Source organism: Phyllobacterium sp. P30BS-XVII (assembly GCF_014138335.1).
GTDB lineage: Bacteria > Pseudomonadota > Alphaproteobacteria > Rhizobiales > Rhizobiaceae > Phyllobacterium > Phyllobacterium meliloti.
The window spans coordinates 322,376-341,007 of record NZ_JACGXO010000004.1; the positions used below are offsets into that span (position 1 = coordinate 322,376).

The 18,632-nt window shown below is 54.1% G+C and carries 17 protein-coding genes; 1 reads left to right on the forward strand and 16 read right to left on the reverse strand.

All coding sequences use genetic code 11. The features are described 5' to 3' along the window. Positions 1-69: 69 nt before the first annotated feature. Complete coding sequence (locus tag FHW17_RS13745) at positions 70-639, reverse strand: nucleoside 2-deoxyribosyltransferase (RefSeq protein WP_112522541.1); 570 nt, start codon at positions 637-639, stop codon at positions 70-72. 233 nt (positions 640-872) lie between these two features. On the opposite strand from FHW17_RS13745, the gene FHW17_RS13750 reads away from it, so the two are divergent. Next, a complete protein-coding gene (locus FHW17_RS13750) occupies positions 873-1,952 on the forward strand; it encodes a porin (RefSeq protein WP_112522484.1) in 1,080 nt (359 codons plus the stop codon). Positions 1,953-2,094: 142 nt separating this feature from the next. On the opposite strand, the gene FHW17_RS13755 is transcribed toward FHW17_RS13750, so the two are convergent. The 15 genes from FHW17_RS13755 to FHW17_RS13825 form a co-directional block, all read right to left on the reverse strand. Further along, the gene (locus FHW17_RS13755; protein WP_113094903.1) at positions 2,095-3,495 is read right to left on the reverse strand and encodes an amino acid permease; all 1,401 of its coding nucleotides are present in this window, start codon (positions 3,493-3,495) and stop codon (positions 2,095-2,097) included. A 321-nt stretch (positions 3,496-3,816) separates the two neighbouring features. Next, the gene (locus tag FHW17_RS13760; protein WP_182510113.1) at positions 3,817-5,967 is read right to left on the reverse strand and encodes a carboxy terminal-processing peptidase; all 2,151 of its coding nucleotides are present in this window, start codon (positions 5,965-5,967) and stop codon (positions 3,817-3,819) included. Positions 5,968-6,148: 181 nt separating this feature from the next. Beyond that, on the reverse strand, positions 6,149-7,048 hold the full coding sequence (locus tag FHW17_RS13765) for a ribokinase (protein ID WP_182510114.1): 900 nt from the start codon (positions 7,046-7,048) through the stop codon (positions 6,149-6,151). 18 nt (positions 7,049-7,066) lie between these two features. After that, positions 7,067-7,714, reverse strand: coding sequence for a TenA family protein (locus FHW17_RS13770; protein ID WP_182510115.1), 648 nt, complete (start codon positions 7,712-7,714; stop codon positions 7,067-7,069). Positions 7,715-7,718: 4 nt separating this feature from the next. Beyond that, on the reverse strand, positions 7,719-8,561 hold the full coding sequence (locus tag FHW17_RS13775; protein WP_182510116.1) for a BtpA/SgcQ family protein: 843 nt from the start codon (positions 8,559-8,561) through the stop codon (positions 7,719-7,721). Between the two features lie 47 nt (positions 8,562-8,608). Continuing rightward, on the reverse strand, positions 8,609-9,373 hold the full coding sequence (locus FHW17_RS13780) for a glutamine amidotransferase (RefSeq protein ID WP_182510117.1): 765 nt from the start codon (positions 9,371-9,373) through the stop codon (positions 8,609-8,611). Positions 9,374-9,408: 35 nt separating this feature from the next. Beyond that, the gene (locus tag FHW17_RS13785) at positions 9,409-10,431 is read right to left on the reverse strand and encodes a phosphotriesterase (RefSeq protein ID WP_182510198.1); all 1,023 of its coding nucleotides are present in this window, start codon (positions 10,429-10,431) and stop codon (positions 9,409-9,411) included. A gap of 50 nt (positions 10,432-10,481) precedes the next feature. Next, the gene (locus FHW17_RS13790) at positions 10,482-11,483 is read right to left on the reverse strand and encodes an ABC transporter permease (protein WP_182510118.1); all 1,002 of its coding nucleotides are present in this window, start codon (positions 11,481-11,483) and stop codon (positions 10,482-10,484) included. After that, positions 11,480-12,295: an ATP-binding cassette domain-containing protein gene (locus tag FHW17_RS13795; protein WP_112522477.1), complete on the reverse strand. Its 816-nt coding sequence runs from the start codon at positions 12,293-12,295 to the stop codon at positions 11,480-11,482. Before FHW17_RS13795 ends, FHW17_RS13790 begins: the two co-directional genes overlap by 4 nt. After that, positions 12,292-13,245, reverse strand: coding sequence for a substrate-binding domain-containing protein (locus FHW17_RS13800; protein WP_182510119.1), 954 nt, complete (start codon positions 13,243-13,245; stop codon positions 12,292-12,294). Before FHW17_RS13800 ends, FHW17_RS13795 begins: the two co-directional genes overlap by 4 nt. A gap of 38 nt (positions 13,246-13,283) precedes the next feature. Then, entirely contained in the window at positions 13,284-14,306 is a 1,023-nt protein-coding gene (locus FHW17_RS13805; RefSeq protein ID WP_112522475.1) for a LacI family DNA-binding transcriptional regulator, read from the reverse strand. A 175-nt stretch (positions 14,307-14,481) separates the two neighbouring features. After that, positions 14,482-15,654, reverse strand: a complete 1,173-nt coding sequence (locus tag FHW17_RS13810) for an ABC transporter permease (RefSeq protein ID WP_112522474.1) — start codon at positions 15,652-15,654, stop codon at positions 14,482-14,484. Between the two features lie 252 nt (positions 15,655-15,906). Continuing rightward, positions 15,907-16,926: an ABC transporter substrate-binding protein gene (locus FHW17_RS13815; protein WP_112522473.1), complete on the reverse strand. Its 1,020-nt coding sequence runs from the start codon at positions 16,924-16,926 to the stop codon at positions 15,907-15,909. A 43-nt stretch (positions 16,927-16,969) separates the two neighbouring features. Next, on the reverse strand, positions 16,970-17,836 hold the full coding sequence (locus FHW17_RS13820) for an ABC transporter permease (protein WP_112522472.1): 867 nt from the start codon (positions 17,834-17,836) through the stop codon (positions 16,970-16,972). A 14-nt stretch (positions 17,837-17,850) separates the two neighbouring features. Continuing rightward, a complete protein-coding gene (locus FHW17_RS13825; protein WP_182510120.1) occupies positions 17,851-18,627 on the reverse strand; it encodes an ABC transporter ATP-binding protein in 777 nt (258 codons plus the stop codon). Between the last annotated feature and the right edge of the window lie 5 nt (positions 18,628-18,632).

The following is an 18,632-nucleotide window of genomic DNA, read 5'->3' on the forward strand; positions in this document are numbered from 1 at the left end:
GAGATCCGGATAATGGTGCCGCGAGATCATCCAATTACAGTTTGAAAGAAGGTGTCTATTCGAGATTGATCATCGCAGATATTTTTCCGCAGCCAGCGCGAGGCACTTTTTAAAAGCCGTAAGGTCTGTGAGAATGTCGGCATCCGAGACAGTGTTTCTAATGAATACGCCACCACGCGAAACGATGCCACCATCCAGCATGAGGTTGTCAGCCATGTCAAAGTCCTCGACACTCAAACCGTCGGCGCCGGTCAGCCTGCCTTCCGCGTCGGAGATGACTTTTCCCTTGTAGTAATTCCTGCTGGTGCGCTCGAGATAGCTTTCAGCGACGTTCGTGTAGCCATAAACATGCCGGCCCAAGGCACACATAAAGCCAAGCTCGAAAGCTGTTCCAACATCGGCGCTGATACCGCGAAATGGCGTCAGATTCGCTATGATCAAGTCGGAAGCCTGCATGAGCCTTTCATCTATGGCACTGATCGCAAGTCCACGCTCATACTTGCTGTTAGTGGGCGGAATTTCCAGATCATCGGGCGCAAGCGGCGTAAATCCGGCCACGCGTGCCAATTCAGCTTTATGTGCCAAAACTTCTCTTGCATTGCTCAAAAAGACCTCAGGGCCAGCCAGATATACTTTCATGATCTTTGTGCCTCCCCACAGAATTTGCAGGCCTAAACTATTGCCGAAATGCCACAGCGACACAACCAATCGCTCGGGTTTAAACGAAAACACACGCTTTCCGCGAGCATGATCAGTTGCGTGATAAAACCGTTACATAACTCTATTACCGACGAGGCAGACAGCGATTCCTACTGTCCGTTGTGAAGCAATTCGGCCAAGCAACTTTCCAATAGATTGTGTGGAGATCACCCATGACCATCAAGAGCTTACTTCTCGGCTCTGCTGCAGCTCTGGTTGCAGTAACTGGCGCTCGCGCTGCTGATGCAGTTGTTGTAGCTGAACCAGAAGCCGTTGAATATGTTCGCGTTTGCGACACGTACGGCAAAGGCTTTTTCTATATCCCAGGCACGGAAACATGTCTGAAAATCGGTGGATATCTGCGTTACGATGCCAAGGGCGGCGATGATGTCTACAAGGGCGGCGAATTCGGAACATGGCAGAAGAAGACGCGCGCCACGCTCCGCTTCGATGCTCGTACAGAAACCGAGCTTGGTACACTGCGTTCCTTCATCGAAACACGTTTCGATTACACGAACGGTTCCAACAGCGGCGGCACGATCCCGCAGGCTTTCATTGAACTCGGCGGTTTCCGCATCGGTGAAGTTGACGAAATTTTCGGTACATGGACAGGTGATGCCGGCAACGTCATCAACGATGATGTCATCAACTACCAGTCCGGTTACAGCAACCAGGTCAGCTATACGTTCAATGCTGGCAATGGCTTCTCCGCCATCATTGGTGCTGAACAAGGTCAGACACAGACGGCCAGCTATTTCAACTACGACTATCGTATCGACGATTACATGCCGCATGTGCTCGCCGGTGCAAAGTACGAACAGTCCTGGGGTAAGATTTCCGGTATCGTCGGTTATGACTCCAAGATCGAGGAATGGGCCGGCAAGCTGCGCCTGGACGTGAAGTTCACGGACACTGTTTCTGCATGGGTCATGGGTGGCTATCAGTCAAACTATGACGATGCAGCTCTCGGTCAACGCAACTGGTTTGGTACCTGGGAAGGCGACTATGCCGTTTGGGGTGGTATTGCTGCCAAGGTTTCAGACAAGGCAACTGTCAATGCACAGGTTGCATACGAATCCGAAGGCACTGTTGCTGCTGCTTTGAACGTGGGCTACGAAATCGTCCCCGGTTTCATGATCATGCCTGAAGTCAACTACACGAAGTTCGATGGCGCCCGTAAGGACTACTCAATTGCTCACGGCGGCAATGATGACGCATTTGGCGGAGCCATTCGTTTCCAGCGCAACTTCTAATACCCGACAAAAATTTGGCGATGCCGCGATTGAAGCGACATCGCCAGATAGCAAAGTTGATACGATCTCCAGTCAAATCCTTTGCAGAAACGGCGAGCCGCAAAGCTCGCCGTTTTTTATTTTATAGCGGTATCAAGACCCATCAGGATGGATTGAAAGCGGCAACCCGCTGACGCTTTATGAACTGATAGGCAATGGCCAACAGAGCAAACCAGATGGGGGCAACATACAGCGCGACCCGCGTAGACGGATCAAGACTGAGAAATACGGCGACCATCAACAGGAAAGCGACAATCAGCCAATTGGCAACCGGAGCGCCAGGCATACGGAAATGCACGGCCTTGGCCTCGCCCCTCGCGACTGCCCGGCGATAGCCAAGATGCGCAATCATGATAATCGACCAGGTCCACAAGCTGCCAACCAGCGAAATACTGGTAATCCAGATAAAGGCCTGCTCCGGCACCACATAGTTCAACACCACGCCGATCGACATGACCGCCGTTGACGCTGTGATACCAGCGAATGGTATGTGGTTACGGTTGACGCGGCCAAATATGCGTGGTGCCTGCCCGGCACGCGCCAAAGTAAACAACATGCGGCCATTGCTGAAAATGCCACTATTGCAGGAGGATGCGGCAGCCGTGATAACAACAAAATTGATCACATCAGCCGCGATGCTGAGCCCAAGCTTGTCGAAGACGAAAACAAACGGACTGGTATTTGGGTCAAGCTGGTTCCATGGCAAAAGTGCCATGATAACGGCCAGAGCACCCAGATAGAAAATCAGAATACGCCAGATAATGCCATTCGTGGCGCGGGGCAGGACTTCTTCCGGATTTTCCGCCTCACCGGCCGTGACACCAATCAGTTCCACACCCTGATAGGCAAACATCACCATTTGAAGGGCTAGAACAGCGCCAAGAGCGCCGAAAGGCAGAAAGCCGCCATGCGTCCAAAGATTGGAGAAACTCGCCTGCTGCCCGAGGGCGCCGATACGGAAAATAATCACGGCAAGGCCGCCGAGGATCAGTGCTACAATTGTGATGACCTTAATCAGCGCGAACCAGAATTCCAGTTCACCGAACAGCCTGACAGCAACGACATTGACGATATATAGCACCGCCAAAGTCACCAAAGCCGGCACCCATTGCGGCACATCCGGCAGCCAGTAGTGGATATAGACGCCAACGGCTGTGATTTCAGCCATGCCGATCACGACCCACATGAACCAGTACGACCAGCCCGTGGCAAAACCAGCAAAGGGTCCAACATACTCTTCCGCATAGGTTGCAAAAGAACCTGCCACCGGCTTGTGCAGAAGCAGTTCACCCAGCGCACGCATGATAAAGAAAACCGCAATGCCGCCGGCGGCGTAGCTCAGCAACAATCCCGGTCCAGCCATTGAAATGGCTTTACCCGATCCAAGGAACAGGCCAACGCCTATAGCGCCGCCAATAGCAATCATATGAATATGGCGGCTCTTGAGTTTGCGCGCCAGTTCGCCATCTTCAGGCAAATTTTCTGATTGGCTCGACATAGTCATAGCGGTCCCTCCTCCTGGCCAATGTCATGGTACAATCGTCGATACGACTCTAAAGTCGGCGGGATATTACATGGATCGGGGAACGCGGGAGCCTGCTGTAGGTCAATAATATTGACCTATTGAAACCTAAGTTGATGTACACTTGTGCGCATAAAAAACCAAGTGAAATAGCCTGTTTTGCAGCCATCAATCTAAACCGATTGAATGCCAAGGTAACGGGCGGCAATTGCCACATGACAATCCAACCGCCCGAAACGAGAGCAACGGATGCTCAACTGGAACCATCCGCCCGAAGGCGTTTTGTTCAGAACGCTGCTCTGACTATTTTGCCGGAGTGGCTCCCGGTTGCTGTGCTGCCACCTTCGGAACACCCGTCAACAGGGTTGCTTCGTCGGCGACAATATTGGCAGCTTCATTCAACAGCACATCTTTTGCACTCTTACGGGCTTTTTCGATGGCGATGTCAGCGCTGAGGCTACGTTCATTGGCCTGCAAGCCGTCATCCTGTGTTGTCAGATCAGCAGAATCATCATCCTCGCCCGTTCCCGCACCATCGCTAACTTTCTCGCGTGATTTGAGACGCTTTGCCTGTTCATTCATCTCATTGCGACGGTCGGTTTCGTTGAGCGAAATGACCCGCTTTTCGCGCTGGGCTTTCAGATTGGCCATATCATCGACGAAACGCTGGAAATCCGGGTCCTTCTGCACCCGCGCGTCGTGGCGGGTTTGCAGCTCAGGAAGCAATGCCTTCAGATCAGCCGAAGGTGTGTAATTTGCTGGCGGAACCTGTGTCCAAGGCAGAGCATTATCATAGCTCGACTCGCCAAAAGTCTTGGTGTCCGAGAATCCCGGCAGGCTGATGTCAGGCGTCACACCACGCAACTGTGTCGTACCCCCATTGACGCGGAAGAACTGCGCAACGGTCATTTTCAGCTCGCCAAATTTCGGCTTGGTGTTGTGCGCCAGCTGATCGAGATTAACCACGGTCTGCACTGTGCCCTTGCCGAAGCTGGGTTCACCAACAATCACGCCGCGCCCGTAATCCTGTATCGCAGCGGCAAAAATCTCCGACGCGGACGCTGAACCGCGATTGATCAATACACCAACGGAACCGGTCCATGCGGGTGTAGGGATAGTATCGCTCTCGACGTTTACCTCACCACCGGCGTTGCGTTCCTGTACGACGGGGCCTTTGCCCACAAACAGGCCCGTCAGATCAATCGCCTCAGCGAGAGAACCACCGCCATTGTTGCGCAGGTCAATCAGGACGCTATCAATTTTGTCCTGCTTCAGTTCAGCCAGAAGATTGGCCACATCACGGCTGGCACTTCTGTAGTTCTTGTCGCCCTTGCGGCGCGCCTCGAAATCTTCATAGAAGGCAGGCAGCGTGATCACACCGATCTTGCGGGTGGCATCACCATCCTTGACCGATAGAATCGTCTTCTTGGCTGCCTGTTTGTCCAATGTAATCTTGTCGCGCACGAGGCTGATCGTGCGATGCTTGCCATCCGGCCCGGCATCGGCAGGCAATATATCCAGCCGTACAACCGAATCCTTGGCGCCGCGGATCATCTTGACAACTTCATCAAGACGCGTGCCGACAACTTCCTTGATAGCACCGCGCTCACCCTGACCAACACCAATGATACGGTCGCCAACGGTGAGCTTGCCTGACAATTGCGCGGGACCACCGGCCATCAGTTCACGGATCGTCGTGTAATCGTCCCGCTCCTGCAAGACGGCACCGATACCAACCAGCGACAGCTTCATCGAAATATCAAACTCGGCCGAAGCCGTTGCACCGAAATAGTCCGTATGTGGTTCGACCGACGTGGTGTAGGCGTCCATGAAAATCTGGAACACATCGTCGCTCTTATACTTGTAAGCGCGTTCCTGCGAGTTTTCGTAGCGCTTGTCGAGCGTGTCGCGAATGCCAGCATCGGCTTTACCGGCCAGCTTCAGGCGCAACCAGTCATTCTTGACGCGTTTGCGCCAGAGTTCATTGCTATCCGCCTCTGTCTGCGGCCAAGGCTCCTTGTCACGCACGAACGGATAATCTTCCTTGACGCTGAAATCAAAACCCTGCTTCAGCAGCGAACGCGCATAGGTCAGGCGTTCAACAACACGCTGCTCGTAGACATTGAAAATCGAAAAGGGAATCCGCAGATCTTCCTGATTAATGCCATCGTCAATCTTCGTGCTGTCGGCCATGAACTTGTCGATGTCGGCCTGCACAAAGAGGAACCTGTCCGGATCAAGTGCTTTGAGGAACCGGTCCATGATCTTGGCGGAGAGCGCATCATCCAACGGAACAGGCTTGTAATGATAACGCGTCAGAAACTGGGCGCTCAAACGAGCGGCCTGCGCCTGTTGTTGCAGCGGCGTCAGGGTCGGGGGTGTACCGGCTTCCAGCGCATAGGCAGAAGGCGCAATTGCCAGGAACACACAGAGCAAACCATATTTCATACGCATTAAAGCTTCGATCCGATTTTGAACGTTCAGGTTTCGTTATTTAATGTTGTTGGAACAATTATGGTTTTTTGGCAACCGAACGCCAGATTATTCCTGTGCCCGTCCTAATAATTTCTTTTTCCGCTACGGTGCTGCAGCAGATTTACCCAACACCGATTGTTGGCGTTTACAAAAAAACCGCTCAGCGCGATGCCAGCAGAATCTCAAGTTCTTGGGATGTTGGGAAAGCGGATTGTGTCCCCTTTCTTGATACCGTGATGGCTGCGGCCTTTACCGCATGTTCAATCGCCAGCCGGTCAAGACGGCAATTGCGCTTTACAGATGACGCCAAGGCAACGGACATGAATGTATCTCCCGCGCCGGTTGTATCGACGACGACGGAGGGATGGGCCGGAACCGTAATCATGGCCTGCTCATTCGCGAGGATCGCCCCCTTATTGCCGAGGGTCAGAACAACTTCACGCAGGCCTTGTTGCAGCAGATATTCAGCTGCCGCCTCACCCGTCGTTCCCGTCAGGGCCAACGCCTCTCCCTGATTGAGAAACACCACATCAATCAAGCCCCAGAGATCGGCGAAATACGGGCGCAGCGGGGATGGGTTGAAAGCCGTGGCCATCTGAAGAGCCTTGGCCCGTTCAAGGATTTCGCGCGTCACCCTGTGCGAGAGGTTCCCCTGCAGAATCGCAAGATCATCAGGTTCAGCGGCTTGCAGTTTTGAAGCCACATCAGATGAAGTCAGGCTTTGGGCGGACCCGGTTGTTGTGACAATGGCATTTTCACCATCAGGCAGGCGAAAGATAATGGAAACGTCGCTGGATTTTCCCTCCAGCTCTACCAGTTCGGCAATAAGGGGCTCGTCCAGCAGGCGCTCGCGAATTGCTGCTGCCCGAACATCATTGCCGACAGGAGCGACCAACGTCGTCTGAACACCGCAGCGCGCCATGACGACGGCTTGATTGGTGCCTTTGCCTCCGAGGTCGTGCGCTTCAATTTCGCCAAGGATAGAGGCGCCGGACGTGGGCAGTGCATCGACGGCGATTGTTTCATCAATGGTAACATTGCCGATTACATAGGCGCGCATTGGGGTACCCTCGGAAAGCTAAAGATAAGGCGCGTCATGAAAATCAATTTCGAGCTGCATCGCGTGGCTGAAAATACTACTTAACCGCGAACATGCCTGTTCGGAAAGGCCTTCGCCAGCCAGATCAAGCTGCCGCTTGAGCCATAAGGCCTGTTCGGCAAAACCCTGGCTTACATGCAGATCAACCCACTCCTTGAGCAAGGGATCGCTGATGCGGCAGACAGATGCCTCCTTGGACCACGACCAGTACATCCATTCCGCCGCAAACATCGCGGCGACAATATCCAGAAACCCGCCCTCGGCTGCAATGCAGAGCATACCGGAGCAAAACGCATCAACCGCCTGTATATTCACGTCGAATGCTGATGGATCGATAGACCGCAGTGCGAAAGTTCGCTCAAAATAGACAATCTGTTCGTTGGCAAGCGCATCAAGAACAGCAATGAGCCAGCGCTTCTGCTCGATGGTTTGCGCCGTCGCCGCCGCATAGGCGAAGATGGAAATTGCCGTATCAACGAAAGCACCCTCATAAACAAGATAGCGATCAAACACATCCTTGCTCAACGCATCGTTTTTGATGTCCCTGACAAAACGATGGTCGAGCATCGTCTGGAGAACAATAGCGTTTTCCCGCAGTATACGGTCGGAGAGGCTTTCGGTTGTCATCCGCTTAGTGCTCCAGCCCCGGCTCGGCAGCGGCGCGGAATGCCTTGACCCGTTCAACGTCCACCGGGTTCCACCAGACACCACCATGTTTCAATGACGAGGCGACAATCACGCCATTGGTGCGGCTGAGAATTTCCACGATATTGTCCCGGTTGACACCTGAGCCAACCAATAGCGGCAGATGCGTGGCCGAGCCGATTTCTTCGATCTCTTCAATCGTCGCGGCATTGCCGGTGCGTTGTCCTGTTGCGATGACGCCATCGGCATCAAAGAATGCCAAATCGCGCGTCAATTCTTCGATCGTGCGGTCCGCCACAATGGCATGGCTGCCATGCTTCACATGACTGTCGGCGAAGACCTTGATATGTTCGGCCCGCAGCATTGAGCGGTAGCGCATGGCCTCCGCCGCACGGCCTTCCATAAAGCCTTCATTGGCCACATAGGCATTGGCCCACTGATTGACACGGATGAACTTGGCACCACCAGCCATGGCAATGGCAAAGGCCGGGATTGGCGCATTGGCCAGCACGTTAATCCCAAGCGGAATACCAACAGCGCGGGCAATACGATCTGTGACGACGGACATGAACCCCGTCGTCTCCGGGCCGATATCGTCGGGTTTCGAGAAAGGAATATCACCGTGGTTTTCGATAACCAGCCCATGCAGACCGCCTTCCACACAGGCTTTGGCATCCCGCATGCAGGTATCGTAGATTGAGTCCATACTCGCCCTGTTATACCGCGGTGCGCCGGGGAAAGCCGGGCAATGGATCATCCCTATCAGCACCTTGTTTGTGCCGAAAATCTCCTGCACGGCATTGGAGCTTCGATCCGATATTTCCTGCATGTGGTTCCCTTTCATATGCTTTTTGAGTGGTTGGCGTCTGCGGGCAATCAGCGCGTGAGCCAAGCCAGAATGTTCTTCCAAAGCTTGCCGTAGCCTGCCCATTCGCAGAAGGCGGGTGAAAGCCAATGCGGCCCGATATCGGATGTCCAGACAGCTGTGTTACCGTTGCCAAACCGTCCAAGAACCAAAAGCGGGTGGCCGCCCTGATCGTCAGGCAAAGTCGCAATGACTTCGACGTCTGCGTGCTGACGCACTTCGACTTCATTCACACCGAGGAGCACCGGCCACTCCCCGCTGAGACCGGCCATGACAGGATGATCGGCCATGAGAATTTTCGCCGTTGTACCCTCGGGGATTTCAACGCGGTCATCATAGGGAAGGCAGGTAACCGGAAGCACATCTTCGACAGCCGTCCGCCGCCAACGCGCCTTGCCGTCAATGCCCTGAAAGGAGAAATAGCCACCGACCATCAGAAGAGCCCCACCCTTTTCCACCCAGGCCTTGATGAGCTTGAGCCGGTTCGGAACAGTGCGCGAATGCAGCCAGACATCCGGCGGCAGAAGCAGCGAGTTTGCGCCAATATCCGACAGGATAATGACGTCATAGGCATCCAGACCCGCCATTTCATACGGGAATTTTTCAACCGCTTCATGCGCAGGCATATAGGTCAGGTCAAACTCGCTGCCTGCCAATGCCTTGACCAGCGGCTCTGCCCCCAGATGAAAGGTGACACTGCCAAATTGGTCAAAACCTTTGTAATGGGTGGCCGAACTGACCCAGCTTTCGCCAACGAGAAGTACTTTCTTTGTCATGGGTAATTACTCTTTCATTTCAAATGGGATTTGCTTCAGGTTCCGGCGTCAAAGACGGCGCGTGGGTTTGCCCGCATCATCTGATCGAGAGCCGCTCTATCGAGGCCATGCCTTTCAAGACGAGGCAGGAAATGACGCAGGATATAGGCGTAACCATTGCCGCCATAGCGGGTCAGCATCATCTTGAGGAAGACATCATGAGACAGAAGAATCCGGTCGAGATAACCGGCTTCCCCCAGACGCACGATGGCTCGCGCTGCTTCCTCATCACTTGGACATTGTACCTGCTGGTCCGCATAGAAATAATCCATGCCAATCATGTCGTATTCAATGAATGCCCCACGCGACGCAAGTTCGCTCTGGTAGGCAAAATCATCATGCGAGGGGTTCATATGGCAGAGAACAGTGTGCCTGATATCGGCCCCCTCCTGCTCCACAATATCAAGAACGCGGTGGCCAAGCCTGTACCAACCGGGCAAGTGTACCATGAGCGGAAGTCCCGTTCGCAGCTGTGCCTGTGCAGCGCCACGCAGTGACTTTTCTTCCTCCGTGGTGAAGTCCGAGGAAACGCCAATCTCCCCTATGAGGCCGATTTTGACATCGGTTCCGTCAACACCTTCCACTGCTTCGCGCACAATTTCACTGGCGATATCTTCAACAGTCATCGCAGCAACTTCATCGGGGTGGGACGAACCAAGATAATAACCCGCGCCCATTACCACATTGAGACCTGCGGCCTTCGCGATCCGCCGGAGAGCCAATGGGTTGCGGCCAATGCCACGGCATGTCGGCTCCACCACCGTCTGCCCGCCTTCGATGGCAAAGGCGCGCAGTTCTGAAATCGCCAGCGGTTCATCATCAAGCGTGATGTTGTGCTTGTTGACAAAGGGGTCCTGCTTCAATTCGCCGAGAATTTCGATGCAGACGAAACCACCGGCAAGATATTGTCGCTCAGGTGTTTTGGGCGCATGCCACCAGCACCGGCAATCGTTGAGAATATGCTCATGCATCAAGGTAATGCCGAGCGCATCCGCAGCGATGGGACCATTGACGGTCATCACCTTGCCGGAGCGAATATGCCCTTCAGATAGTTCATTGCTCACGGCTGTCACCTCTTCTTACCGCCGAAGCGAAAGTTTGCGGTGAAAATCCGTGTGTTCAGCCAGATGGCGATCAGGATAATCGCGCCCGTCACGATCTGGGTGAAGAACGGCGAGATGTGCATGAGGATCAGACCATTACCGATCACCGCAATGGTCAATGTCCCGAGAACTGTTCCAAGAATGGTGCCACGGCCGCCCATGAGCGATGTTCCCCCGAGAACAACCGCGGCGATAACCTGCAATTCGAAACCCACGGCCGCATTGGAAGAGCCTGATCCCAATCGCGCTGCGATCAGCAGTCCGGCGACGGCACATGCAACGCCTGAAATAATGTAAACAGATGCGATGATCCATTTGGCAGGCATGCCGACACGCCGGGCCGCCTCCATATTGGAACCCACAGCCACGACCTGACGGCCATATTTCGTTGCAGTGATTGCCACATAGCCAAGAACGGCCACGACGGCGGCAATGATGGCGGGCACGGGAATGCCGCCAACAACACCGCGACCAAGGGCAAAGAAACCCGGCGCGTCCTGAATGGGTATGGAATAGCCTTGCGTCAGATAGAGCGCATAGCCGCGCAGGATAGAAAGACCCGCAAGTGTAACAATGAACGCGGGAATGCCCTGATAGGCTACGAACCAGCCTTGAGCGAAGCCGAGACCACCCCCCAGAACAAGCATTGCGACGACCACCAATGGCCAAGGATATCCCATCGCCATGACGACGGCGGCAACGGCATTGATAAGAGCCACTTGCGAGCCAACCGACAGGTCAATGCCGCCGGTGATGATCACGAAAGTCATGGCAATCGCAACAATCAATATTGGCGCAGCCTGCCGCACAATATTCAGGATATTTCCCGCGGTCAGAAACGTGTCACTGCCAACAGAGAAAAAGACCATGCAGGCAGCAAAGAAAATCGCGATGGACAGAACCTGTGCATGCTCGCCGAAGAAATCGGCAACGCGCGATCCGTGACCGCGCTCGGTATAGACGGTCATTGCCTTGCTCCTTCGCCGACAATCAGTTTCACGAGGTCTTCCAGATTGGTCCCGCCGATCTGGCGTTCGGCGACTTTCGTGCCCTCATACATGACCGCTATACGATCACAGACCCGGAAGAGATCCTGAAGGCGATGCGTGATGAGGATCACGGAAACACCGTTGGCCTTGACGCGATTGATCAGGGCAAGCACTGCTTCGACTTCGGCCACGGCAAGTGCGGATGTAGGTTCGTCCATGATCAGAACGTTTGGCTTGAAGGATGCGGCACGGGCAATGGCGATTGCCTGACGCTGTCCACCGGAGAGCTGGGCCACCTTGCCGGTTAGTTTCGGGATACGGATTTCCAGCGCGTCCAGCATTTTGCGCGCTTCTGCCAGCATGGTCTTGCTATCGAGGAATATGCCCTTGCTAAGCTCCCGCCCGAGAAAGAGATTCCCGACAACGTCAATCTGATCACACAGGCTCAAATCCTGAAAAACCATCTCAATATGTCTGTTACGCGCATCGGCTGGTCCTGACAAACGGACTTCTTCGCCCTCAATGGTCATGGTGCCGCCATCCGGAATGTAAGTACCGGAGATGATCTTTGTCAGCGTCGACTTGCCCGCCGCGTTGTCGCCAACAAGGCCGAGGCATTCGCCGGGAAAGATATCGAGATCAACGCCGCGCAGCGCCTGATGCGAGCCGAATGATTTGCGTATACCGCGCAGGGAAATGCGCGGGGCGGATTGCGTACCGCTGGCGCTTCCGGAGAGGTTTCCCCCTCCGGCGCTTGCGGCAGCTGAACTTTGCTGGCCGTCCTGAATCATTTGAAAACGGCCCTGTACGGATCGACATTCGCCTTGGTCACGATCGTTACGGGAACAGCAATGTTCTTTTCAACGCTCTGGCCAGCTGAGACTTTCAGCAGGGCGTCGACAGCGGCGCCGCCCATTGCCGACGGGTCCTGCTGGATAACGGCGGCGACAAATCCTGCATCAATACCAGCAATGGCTTCTGCGGTCAGATCCCAGCCAAACACCTTGATCGTGTCCTGCTTGCCCTGACTTTGCACGGCAGCAATTGCCCCCATCAAGGCAGGTTCGCCTGTCGCATAGATAGCGGTCAGATCGGGATTGCCTGTAATCAGGTTTTCTGCGGCAGACAAGGCATTGTCCTGTACGTTCTGACCATCGACCACGCCAGCCATCTGAATGCCTTCGGCACTCTTGACCGTCTTTTCAAAGCCATCCTGACGGACGTTCTGAATGTAGGAATTGAGCGCACCGACAACGCCGATCTTGGCTTTGCCGCCCATATTGGTTTTCACATAATCAAGAAAGAACTTGCCCATATCAGCGCCAGCTTTGGCATTGTCCACGCCGATCTGCGCCTTCTGCGGGCCATCAGGCAGGATCGCATCAATGGCAACCACCGGAATACCTGCATCGGCAGCCTGCTTGACGGCAGGCATCAGCCCGTTGACGTCAATGGCAACGACAGCAAGACCGGAAACCTTCTCCTGAATATAGGTTTCGATAGCGCTGTTCTGTGCCGTCGGTTCGTTGTTGGAATTGAAGATAACCAGCTTCACGCCCGCAGCATCTGCCGCCTTCTGGGCACCCTGATTCATCTGGTTGAAGAAAAGTGCCTGCTGGTTAATCTGCACAAGCGCGATTGTCTTTTTTTCCTGTGCAATGGCCATTGACGCACTGGCACAACCCAATGCAGTGAAGCCAGCCAAAGCGATCAGTGTTCTCCTGCTCAAATTCAAAGTCATGTTCTCATCCTCTGTTGGTTTTTTTACCGTCACATTTGTTATTTCGCAGGCGGAGCAACGGAGTTCCGCACGACGATTTCAACAGGCAGAAGTTCTTCCGAGGCGGAAGGCTTCCACTCCTGCCAGTTTGTTTCCAAAAGCAGTTCCAGCGCGCGGCGACCGAGTTGACGGACTGGTTGACGAACAACCGTCAGCGGAGGCCCAAAGAGGTGAAGGGGCCCGACATCATCGAAGCCAATGATCGAGACATCATCGGGAACCGAAACATTCCTATCCTTGAAAACCTCGATCAGACCAATGGCGATTTCGTCGGAACTGGCAAAGATGGCTGTTGCCTCATGTCGCTCTTCAAGGAACCTGAGGGCCGCTTCCCGCCCATATTTGACGGTGTATTCACCGGCATAGCGATCAACCTTTGCCACATCGCCATGCCGCTCATGCAGCGCACGCATCAGACCATCGAAGCGGCGGCGTGCGCTGATCATACGCTCATCACCGCCTACGAAAAGGACATGACTATGTCCCCGTTCCGCAAGATGGATACCGGCAAGATAGCCGCCATTCTCGTTGTCACAGAAGAGCTTGGGCGCTTTTGAGCCAGGAACATCTTCGTCGACGATGATGACCTTTCCCGAACGATTGATAAGATTGGCAAGTGACCCATCGTCAGGGTGATTGGTGATGAAGATCAGCCCATCCACATGATTGCGTTCAATCAGCTGCAGATACTCAATCTCGCGGCCCGGACGATTGAGCGTGGCATGCAAAGAGACCGCCAGCTTCCGCTCGTCGGCCGCCTGCTCCACGGCAGCCACCAGGGTCGAGAAAAACGGATTGGCAATTTCCGGAACAACCAGACCGATAGTATCCGAGCGCCCCATGCTCAGACGGCGCGCATGCGGATTAGGCATATAGTTGAGCGACTTGATCGCATCTTCAATACGCTTTTTGGTGTGATACGGCAGATCGAGACTGCCATTCACAAGCCGGGAAACGGTGGTCACGGACACACCGGCGGCAGCGGCAACATCTTTCAGACTTGGCGTTGTCTTCTTGATCACGTGCGCATTCCCATTTGTAAAGCGGTTTAGTAAAACGCTTTACAAAGCAACATCACTTGATCTCCAATGTCAACCGGATTCAAAAAATTACCCGTGCTGAAGGTTGACGACGATCAGGTGCAGAACTTGAATTTCAATATGTCGAGCAAGTTCTAGTCATCCAAGAACAGCGAAATCAGAAGTCGATGGATGCGTAGAAGATGGCAAAAACGCCGTCCAGCACGATAACGATGAAAATCGATTTCACCACAGATGCGGTCACGCGCAGGCCCAGCGATTCAGCGCTGCCGCCAACTTTCATGCCTTCAACCGCAGCAATTGTCCCGATGATCATGGCCATAAAAGGCGCCTTGATCAGACCGGCCAGAAAATACTGGACGCTGATGGCATCGCGCAGATTGGCTATGTAGATACCCGGTGCCACGTCCGAATAAAGCCATAGGGCAACAGCACCACCTGCAAGCCCGGCGAAATCGGCAATAATCGTCAGAAGCGGCAAGGAGATGCTCAACGCGACCAGCCGGGGAAATACCAGCACGCTGATGGGATTGAGGCCAATGACGTGAAGAGCATCAACTTCCTCACGCATCTTCATGGACCCAAGCTCGGCCGTGATCGCACTACCCGAGCGACCGGCAATCATGATTGCGGTCAGAAGAACCCCTGTCTCACGCAGCACCAGCACGCCAACAAGGTTGACCGCATAGGCCTCGGCTCCATAGGTGCTGAGCATATAAGCGCCCTGCTGCGCAACGATCGCGCCCATAATGAACGAGATAAGGACCACGACCGGAATTGCACCAACACCCAGCCGGTCAATCTGATGAAAGAATGCGGGATACCTGATCGGGCCACCCTTGCCGGCCCGCACCTGGGAGCCTGTCACCACAGCACCCAACACATGCATTGATTTGATAAAATCGTCGCCGAAATTGACAACTGTCCTGCCAATCGTATCGAGAATCTGAATCCCGATATTCATCTTGTGTGGCGCCGCATAGGCATCCGCAGGCGCGGACGCGGTTTTGCCGACTGCATCAAACAAAGTTTCCCAGTGCTTCTTCAAGCCCCGGATTTCCACCTGTTTACCCGCACCCTCAAGGGACACACGCAACCGGTCCACCAGCCAGGCACCTGCTGTATCCAAAGCGTCCACGTCCGATAGATCAATGACCGCACTTGAGAACTCTTTCCGGCGCTCGATCTTGTGCATCTGCGCATTGACGCGCCCGACATAGCGAGTGATCCAAGAACCTGCCAGCACAACTGTTGCCTGGTCATTCTTGGCACTGAAACTAACGTTGAGGGGCTGCCCAGAAACGCCGGATTCGTGTGTCGCATCAACCATGGCCGAAATACTTTCGATTTTTGAATTTGCTGTTCGAACAAGCAGGCTGCTTTATCCACCGCCTGTTCGGTTCTGGCAAGCACAACCCAAAACAAATTGCCTCTGGCCTTCAATGGCTTGCGAAACATTTCCGTGACCGATGCATTCCAGCACCTGTTCCTATCGAAACAGGGTCAGGCAATAAGAGAAAGCCGGTTGTCACACATGGTAACAACCGGCTTTCGGTTTTCTGTCCGTAATGGCGCTGTGTAATTAGCTACCGCTACGGGAATGAAGCTGCGGAATGAACAGATCGGTCCAGCTTGCGGGCTTGACCTTGATCGTACCGGCAAGGTTCATGAATTCGGCAAACTGCATCACGCCGTTTGGTGTTGTGGAAAATTGCGAGTCCTTGTCATTCAGCATTTCAAGAACCTCGTCGACAGATACCTTTACCTTTGAACTCTTGGCAAAGATTTCCGCAGCAGCCTGCTTGTTACCAGCGATGAAAGCATTGGCCTCATCCAGCGCGGCCAGAAATGCATCCGTGGTTTTCGGATTGGCATCGACAAACTTTTTGGGCGCGAAGGTAACATCCAGCGTGATATTGCCGATAACATCAACCGAATTGACGACACGATGGATTTTCGGGTCTTTCAGCTCCAGATAGGAGAAGGGAGGCGATGTGAAGTGCGATGTAATCTCAGTCTGGCCACTCGTCACCGCTGCCAAGGCTTCCGGGTGCGGCAGGCTGACCGTCAAGGGGTCGAGCTTTGCATAATTCTCACGCCCAAATTCATGGGCTGCCATCATCTGCAGAACAACAGCCGAAAGCGATGTCTTGATCCCCGGCAAGGCAATCTTGTCCTTGGGCGTCAAATCCTTCAGCGTTTTGACCTCAGGATTATTCGAATTGAGCCAGAGCGATGTGGCGCTTAGCCCGCTGATGCCGATAACTTCAACATTGGGAATCCCCTTGGCCTTTGCCCACAGGGTAACAAAACCCGGCGCTCCGGTTCCCGCGAAATCGAGCGAACCCGCCATCATGGCGTCATTGATCACATTTCCGCCGTCCAGCATCAGCCATGTGACTTTGACATCGCCAAGACCTGCCTTGGCTGCCTGCTTCTCCATCAGCTTCTGATTTTCCATAACAATCAGCGGCAGGTAGAGAATGCCGTAGCCTTTGGAAATCCTTACCTCATTGACCTCAGCCTGCACGGGCGCAACTGCACCTGCCAATCCAAGTCCGACGCCCAGCGCGGCGGCACATAATTGTTTCAAGATGTTCATTGTATTCCTCCCTTTATAGATACCGGCTCCCGGCGGTTTAGAGTCAAGCCTGCATTCCCCAGCGGCGAATGGTCTTCTTTTCAATCGTGGCGAAGATCAGGTTTTCAACGGCAAGGCCAATCAGGATAACGGTGAACAGGCCCGCAAAGACGTTGGCGGTTTCAAGCTGGTTGCGGTTTTCAAAGATGAACCAGCCAAGACCACCCGAACCCGAGGACACCCCGAATACGAGTTCGGCTGCAATCAACGTGCGCCATGCAAACGCCCAACCCACTTTCAAACCTGTCAGGATAGACGGAAACGCGGCGGGTATCAGGATGTGGCGAACAAGCTTGAGGCCGCGCAGGCCATAATTGAGACCCACCATCCGCATCGTGTTGGATACGGATTTGAAACCGGCATGGGTATTCAAAGCAATCGCCCAGAGCACCGAATGCACAAGAACAAAGATCACGCTTCCCTGTCCGAGACCAAACCAGATCAGCGCCAATGGCAGCAATGCAATAGCCGGAAGAGGATTGAACATGGACGTCAAGGTTTCGAGCAGATCAGCACCAATGCGCGACCCAATCGCCAGCGTGGTCAAAAGTGAAGCAAGCACAATGCCGATGCCATACCCGATAAGCAGGGTTTTCAGGGATGCCAGCGTTCTGGCTGGAATGGTCCCGTCAGCAATATTGGAGACAAAGGCAGAGAACGTTTGCGTAAAACTCGGAAACAGCAAGGGATTACCAAGCCAGCGGCCATACATCTCCCAGGCGATAGCCAGAACGAGCAGGATAAACGCCTTTCGCACCGCGCCGATACGGTAGATGCGTTCAAAGCCGGAAAGCGTCTTTTCGACCTGCAGAAAATCCTTCTTGCTGTCGCCACGCAGAATTTCCGGTCGTGTGTAGAGAACTTCGGTCATCGTCTAATCCGATCTCAGCTGGCAAACAACATGTCGTTGATGCGGGTTTCGAGAGCTGCCTGCGTACCAGTTCCAAGTTCGCTGGGGGGTATGCTGTTCAGCTCGGCCTTGACCTGCCCCGGATGGGGCGAAAGCAGCAAAATGCGCGTCCCGATGCGGATTGCCTCTTCGATGGAGTGTGTGACGAACAGAACCGTAAAATGCGTATCGTCCCACAGCTGCAGCAGCTCATCCTGCATCTTGCGGCGCGTCAGAGCGTCGAGCGCAGCAAACGGTTCGTCCATAAGAAGCACATCCGGCTCCATAGCCATGCCGCGCGCAATGGCGACACGCTGCTTCATGCCGCCAGACAACATGTGAGGATAGCTGTCGATGAATTTTGTGAGACCCACCTTGTCGATGTAATTGCGTGCGCGCTCGCGGGCTTCCGCTGGCTTTGCACGACCGCTTGAAGTAAGCGCGAAGACAACGTTCTCGCCAACCGTTTTCCACGGCAGAAGTTGGTCGAACTCCTGAAACACCATCATGCGATCAGGGCCGGGTTCCGTAACTTCCTTGCCCTTGAGTTTTATCTGGCCTTCAGTTGGCGTGAGATAGCCGCCAATTGCCTTCAGCAAGGTCGACTTGCCGCAACCTGATGGTCCAAGCAGGACAAAGCGATCGGATTGAAAAACCTGAAAATCGACGCGATGTGTGGCTGTAACCAGCGCATCCTCGGTCTTGTATTGCAATGTGACGCCCTCAATGCTCAGCAATGCGCCGCGAGCATCAATCGACTGATGCAAAGTCATACTTC

Bases quoted from the DNA above. Each gene is read 5' to 3' on its own strand.
- FHW17_RS13810 (WP_112522474.1), bottom strand. From the start codon at position 15,654: ATGGTTGATGCGACACACGAATCCGGCGTTTCTGGGCAGCCCCTCAAC.
- FHW17_RS13785 (WP_182510198.1), bottom strand. From the start codon at position 10,431: ATGACCGTCAATGGTCCCATCGCTGCGGATGCGCTCGGCATTACCTTG.
- FHW17_RS13775 (WP_182510116.1), bottom strand. From the start codon at position 8,561: ATGCAGGAAATATCGGATCGAAGCTCCAATGCCGTGCAGGAGATTTTC.
- FHW17_RS13760 (WP_182510113.1), bottom strand. From the start codon at position 5,967: ATGCGTATGAAATATGGTTTGCTCTGTGTGTTCCTGGCAATTGCGCCT.
- FHW17_RS13750 (WP_112522484.1), top strand. From the start codon at position 873: ATGACCATCAAGAGCTTACTTCTCGGCTCTGCTGCAGCTCTGGTTGCA.
- FHW17_RS13825 (WP_182510120.1), bottom strand. From the start codon at position 18,627: ATGACTTTGCATCAGTCGATTGATGCTCGCGGCGCATTGCTGAGCATT.
- FHW17_RS13745 (WP_112522541.1), bottom strand. From the start codon at position 639: ATGAAAGTATATCTGGCTGGCCCTGAGGTCTTTTTGAGCAATGCAAGA.
- FHW17_RS13790 (WP_182510118.1), bottom strand. From the start codon at position 11,483: ATGACCGTCTATACCGAGCGCGGTCACGGATCGCGCGTTGCCGATTTC.
- FHW17_RS13780 (WP_182510117.1), bottom strand. From the start codon at position 9,373: ATGACAAAGAAAGTACTTCTCGTTGGCGAAAGCTGGGTCAGTTCGGCC.
- FHW17_RS13770 (WP_182510115.1), bottom strand. From the start codon at position 7,714: ATGACAACCGAAAGCCTCTCCGACCGTATACTGCGGGAAAACGCTATT.
- FHW17_RS13755 (WP_113094903.1), bottom strand. From the start codon at position 3,495: ATGACTATGTCGAGCCAATCAGAAAATTTGCCTGAAGATGGCGAACTG.
- FHW17_RS13820 (WP_112522472.1), bottom strand. From the start codon at position 17,836: ATGACCGAAGTTCTCTACACACGACCGGAAATTCTGCGTGGCGACAGC.
- FHW17_RS13765 (WP_182510114.1), bottom strand. From the start codon at position 7,048: ATGCGCGCCTATGTAATCGGCAATGTTACCATTGATGAAACAATCGCC.
- FHW17_RS13815 (WP_112522473.1), bottom strand. From the start codon at position 16,926: ATGAACATCTTGAAACAATTATGTGCCGCCGCGCTGGGCGTCGGACTT.
- FHW17_RS13795 (WP_112522477.1), bottom strand. From the start codon at position 12,295: ATGATTCAGGACGGCCAGCAAAGTTCAGCTGCCGCAAGCGCCGGAGGG.
- FHW17_RS13800 (WP_182510119.1), bottom strand. From the start codon at position 13,245: ATGACTTTGAATTTGAGCAGGAGAACACTGATCGCTTTGGCTGGCTTC.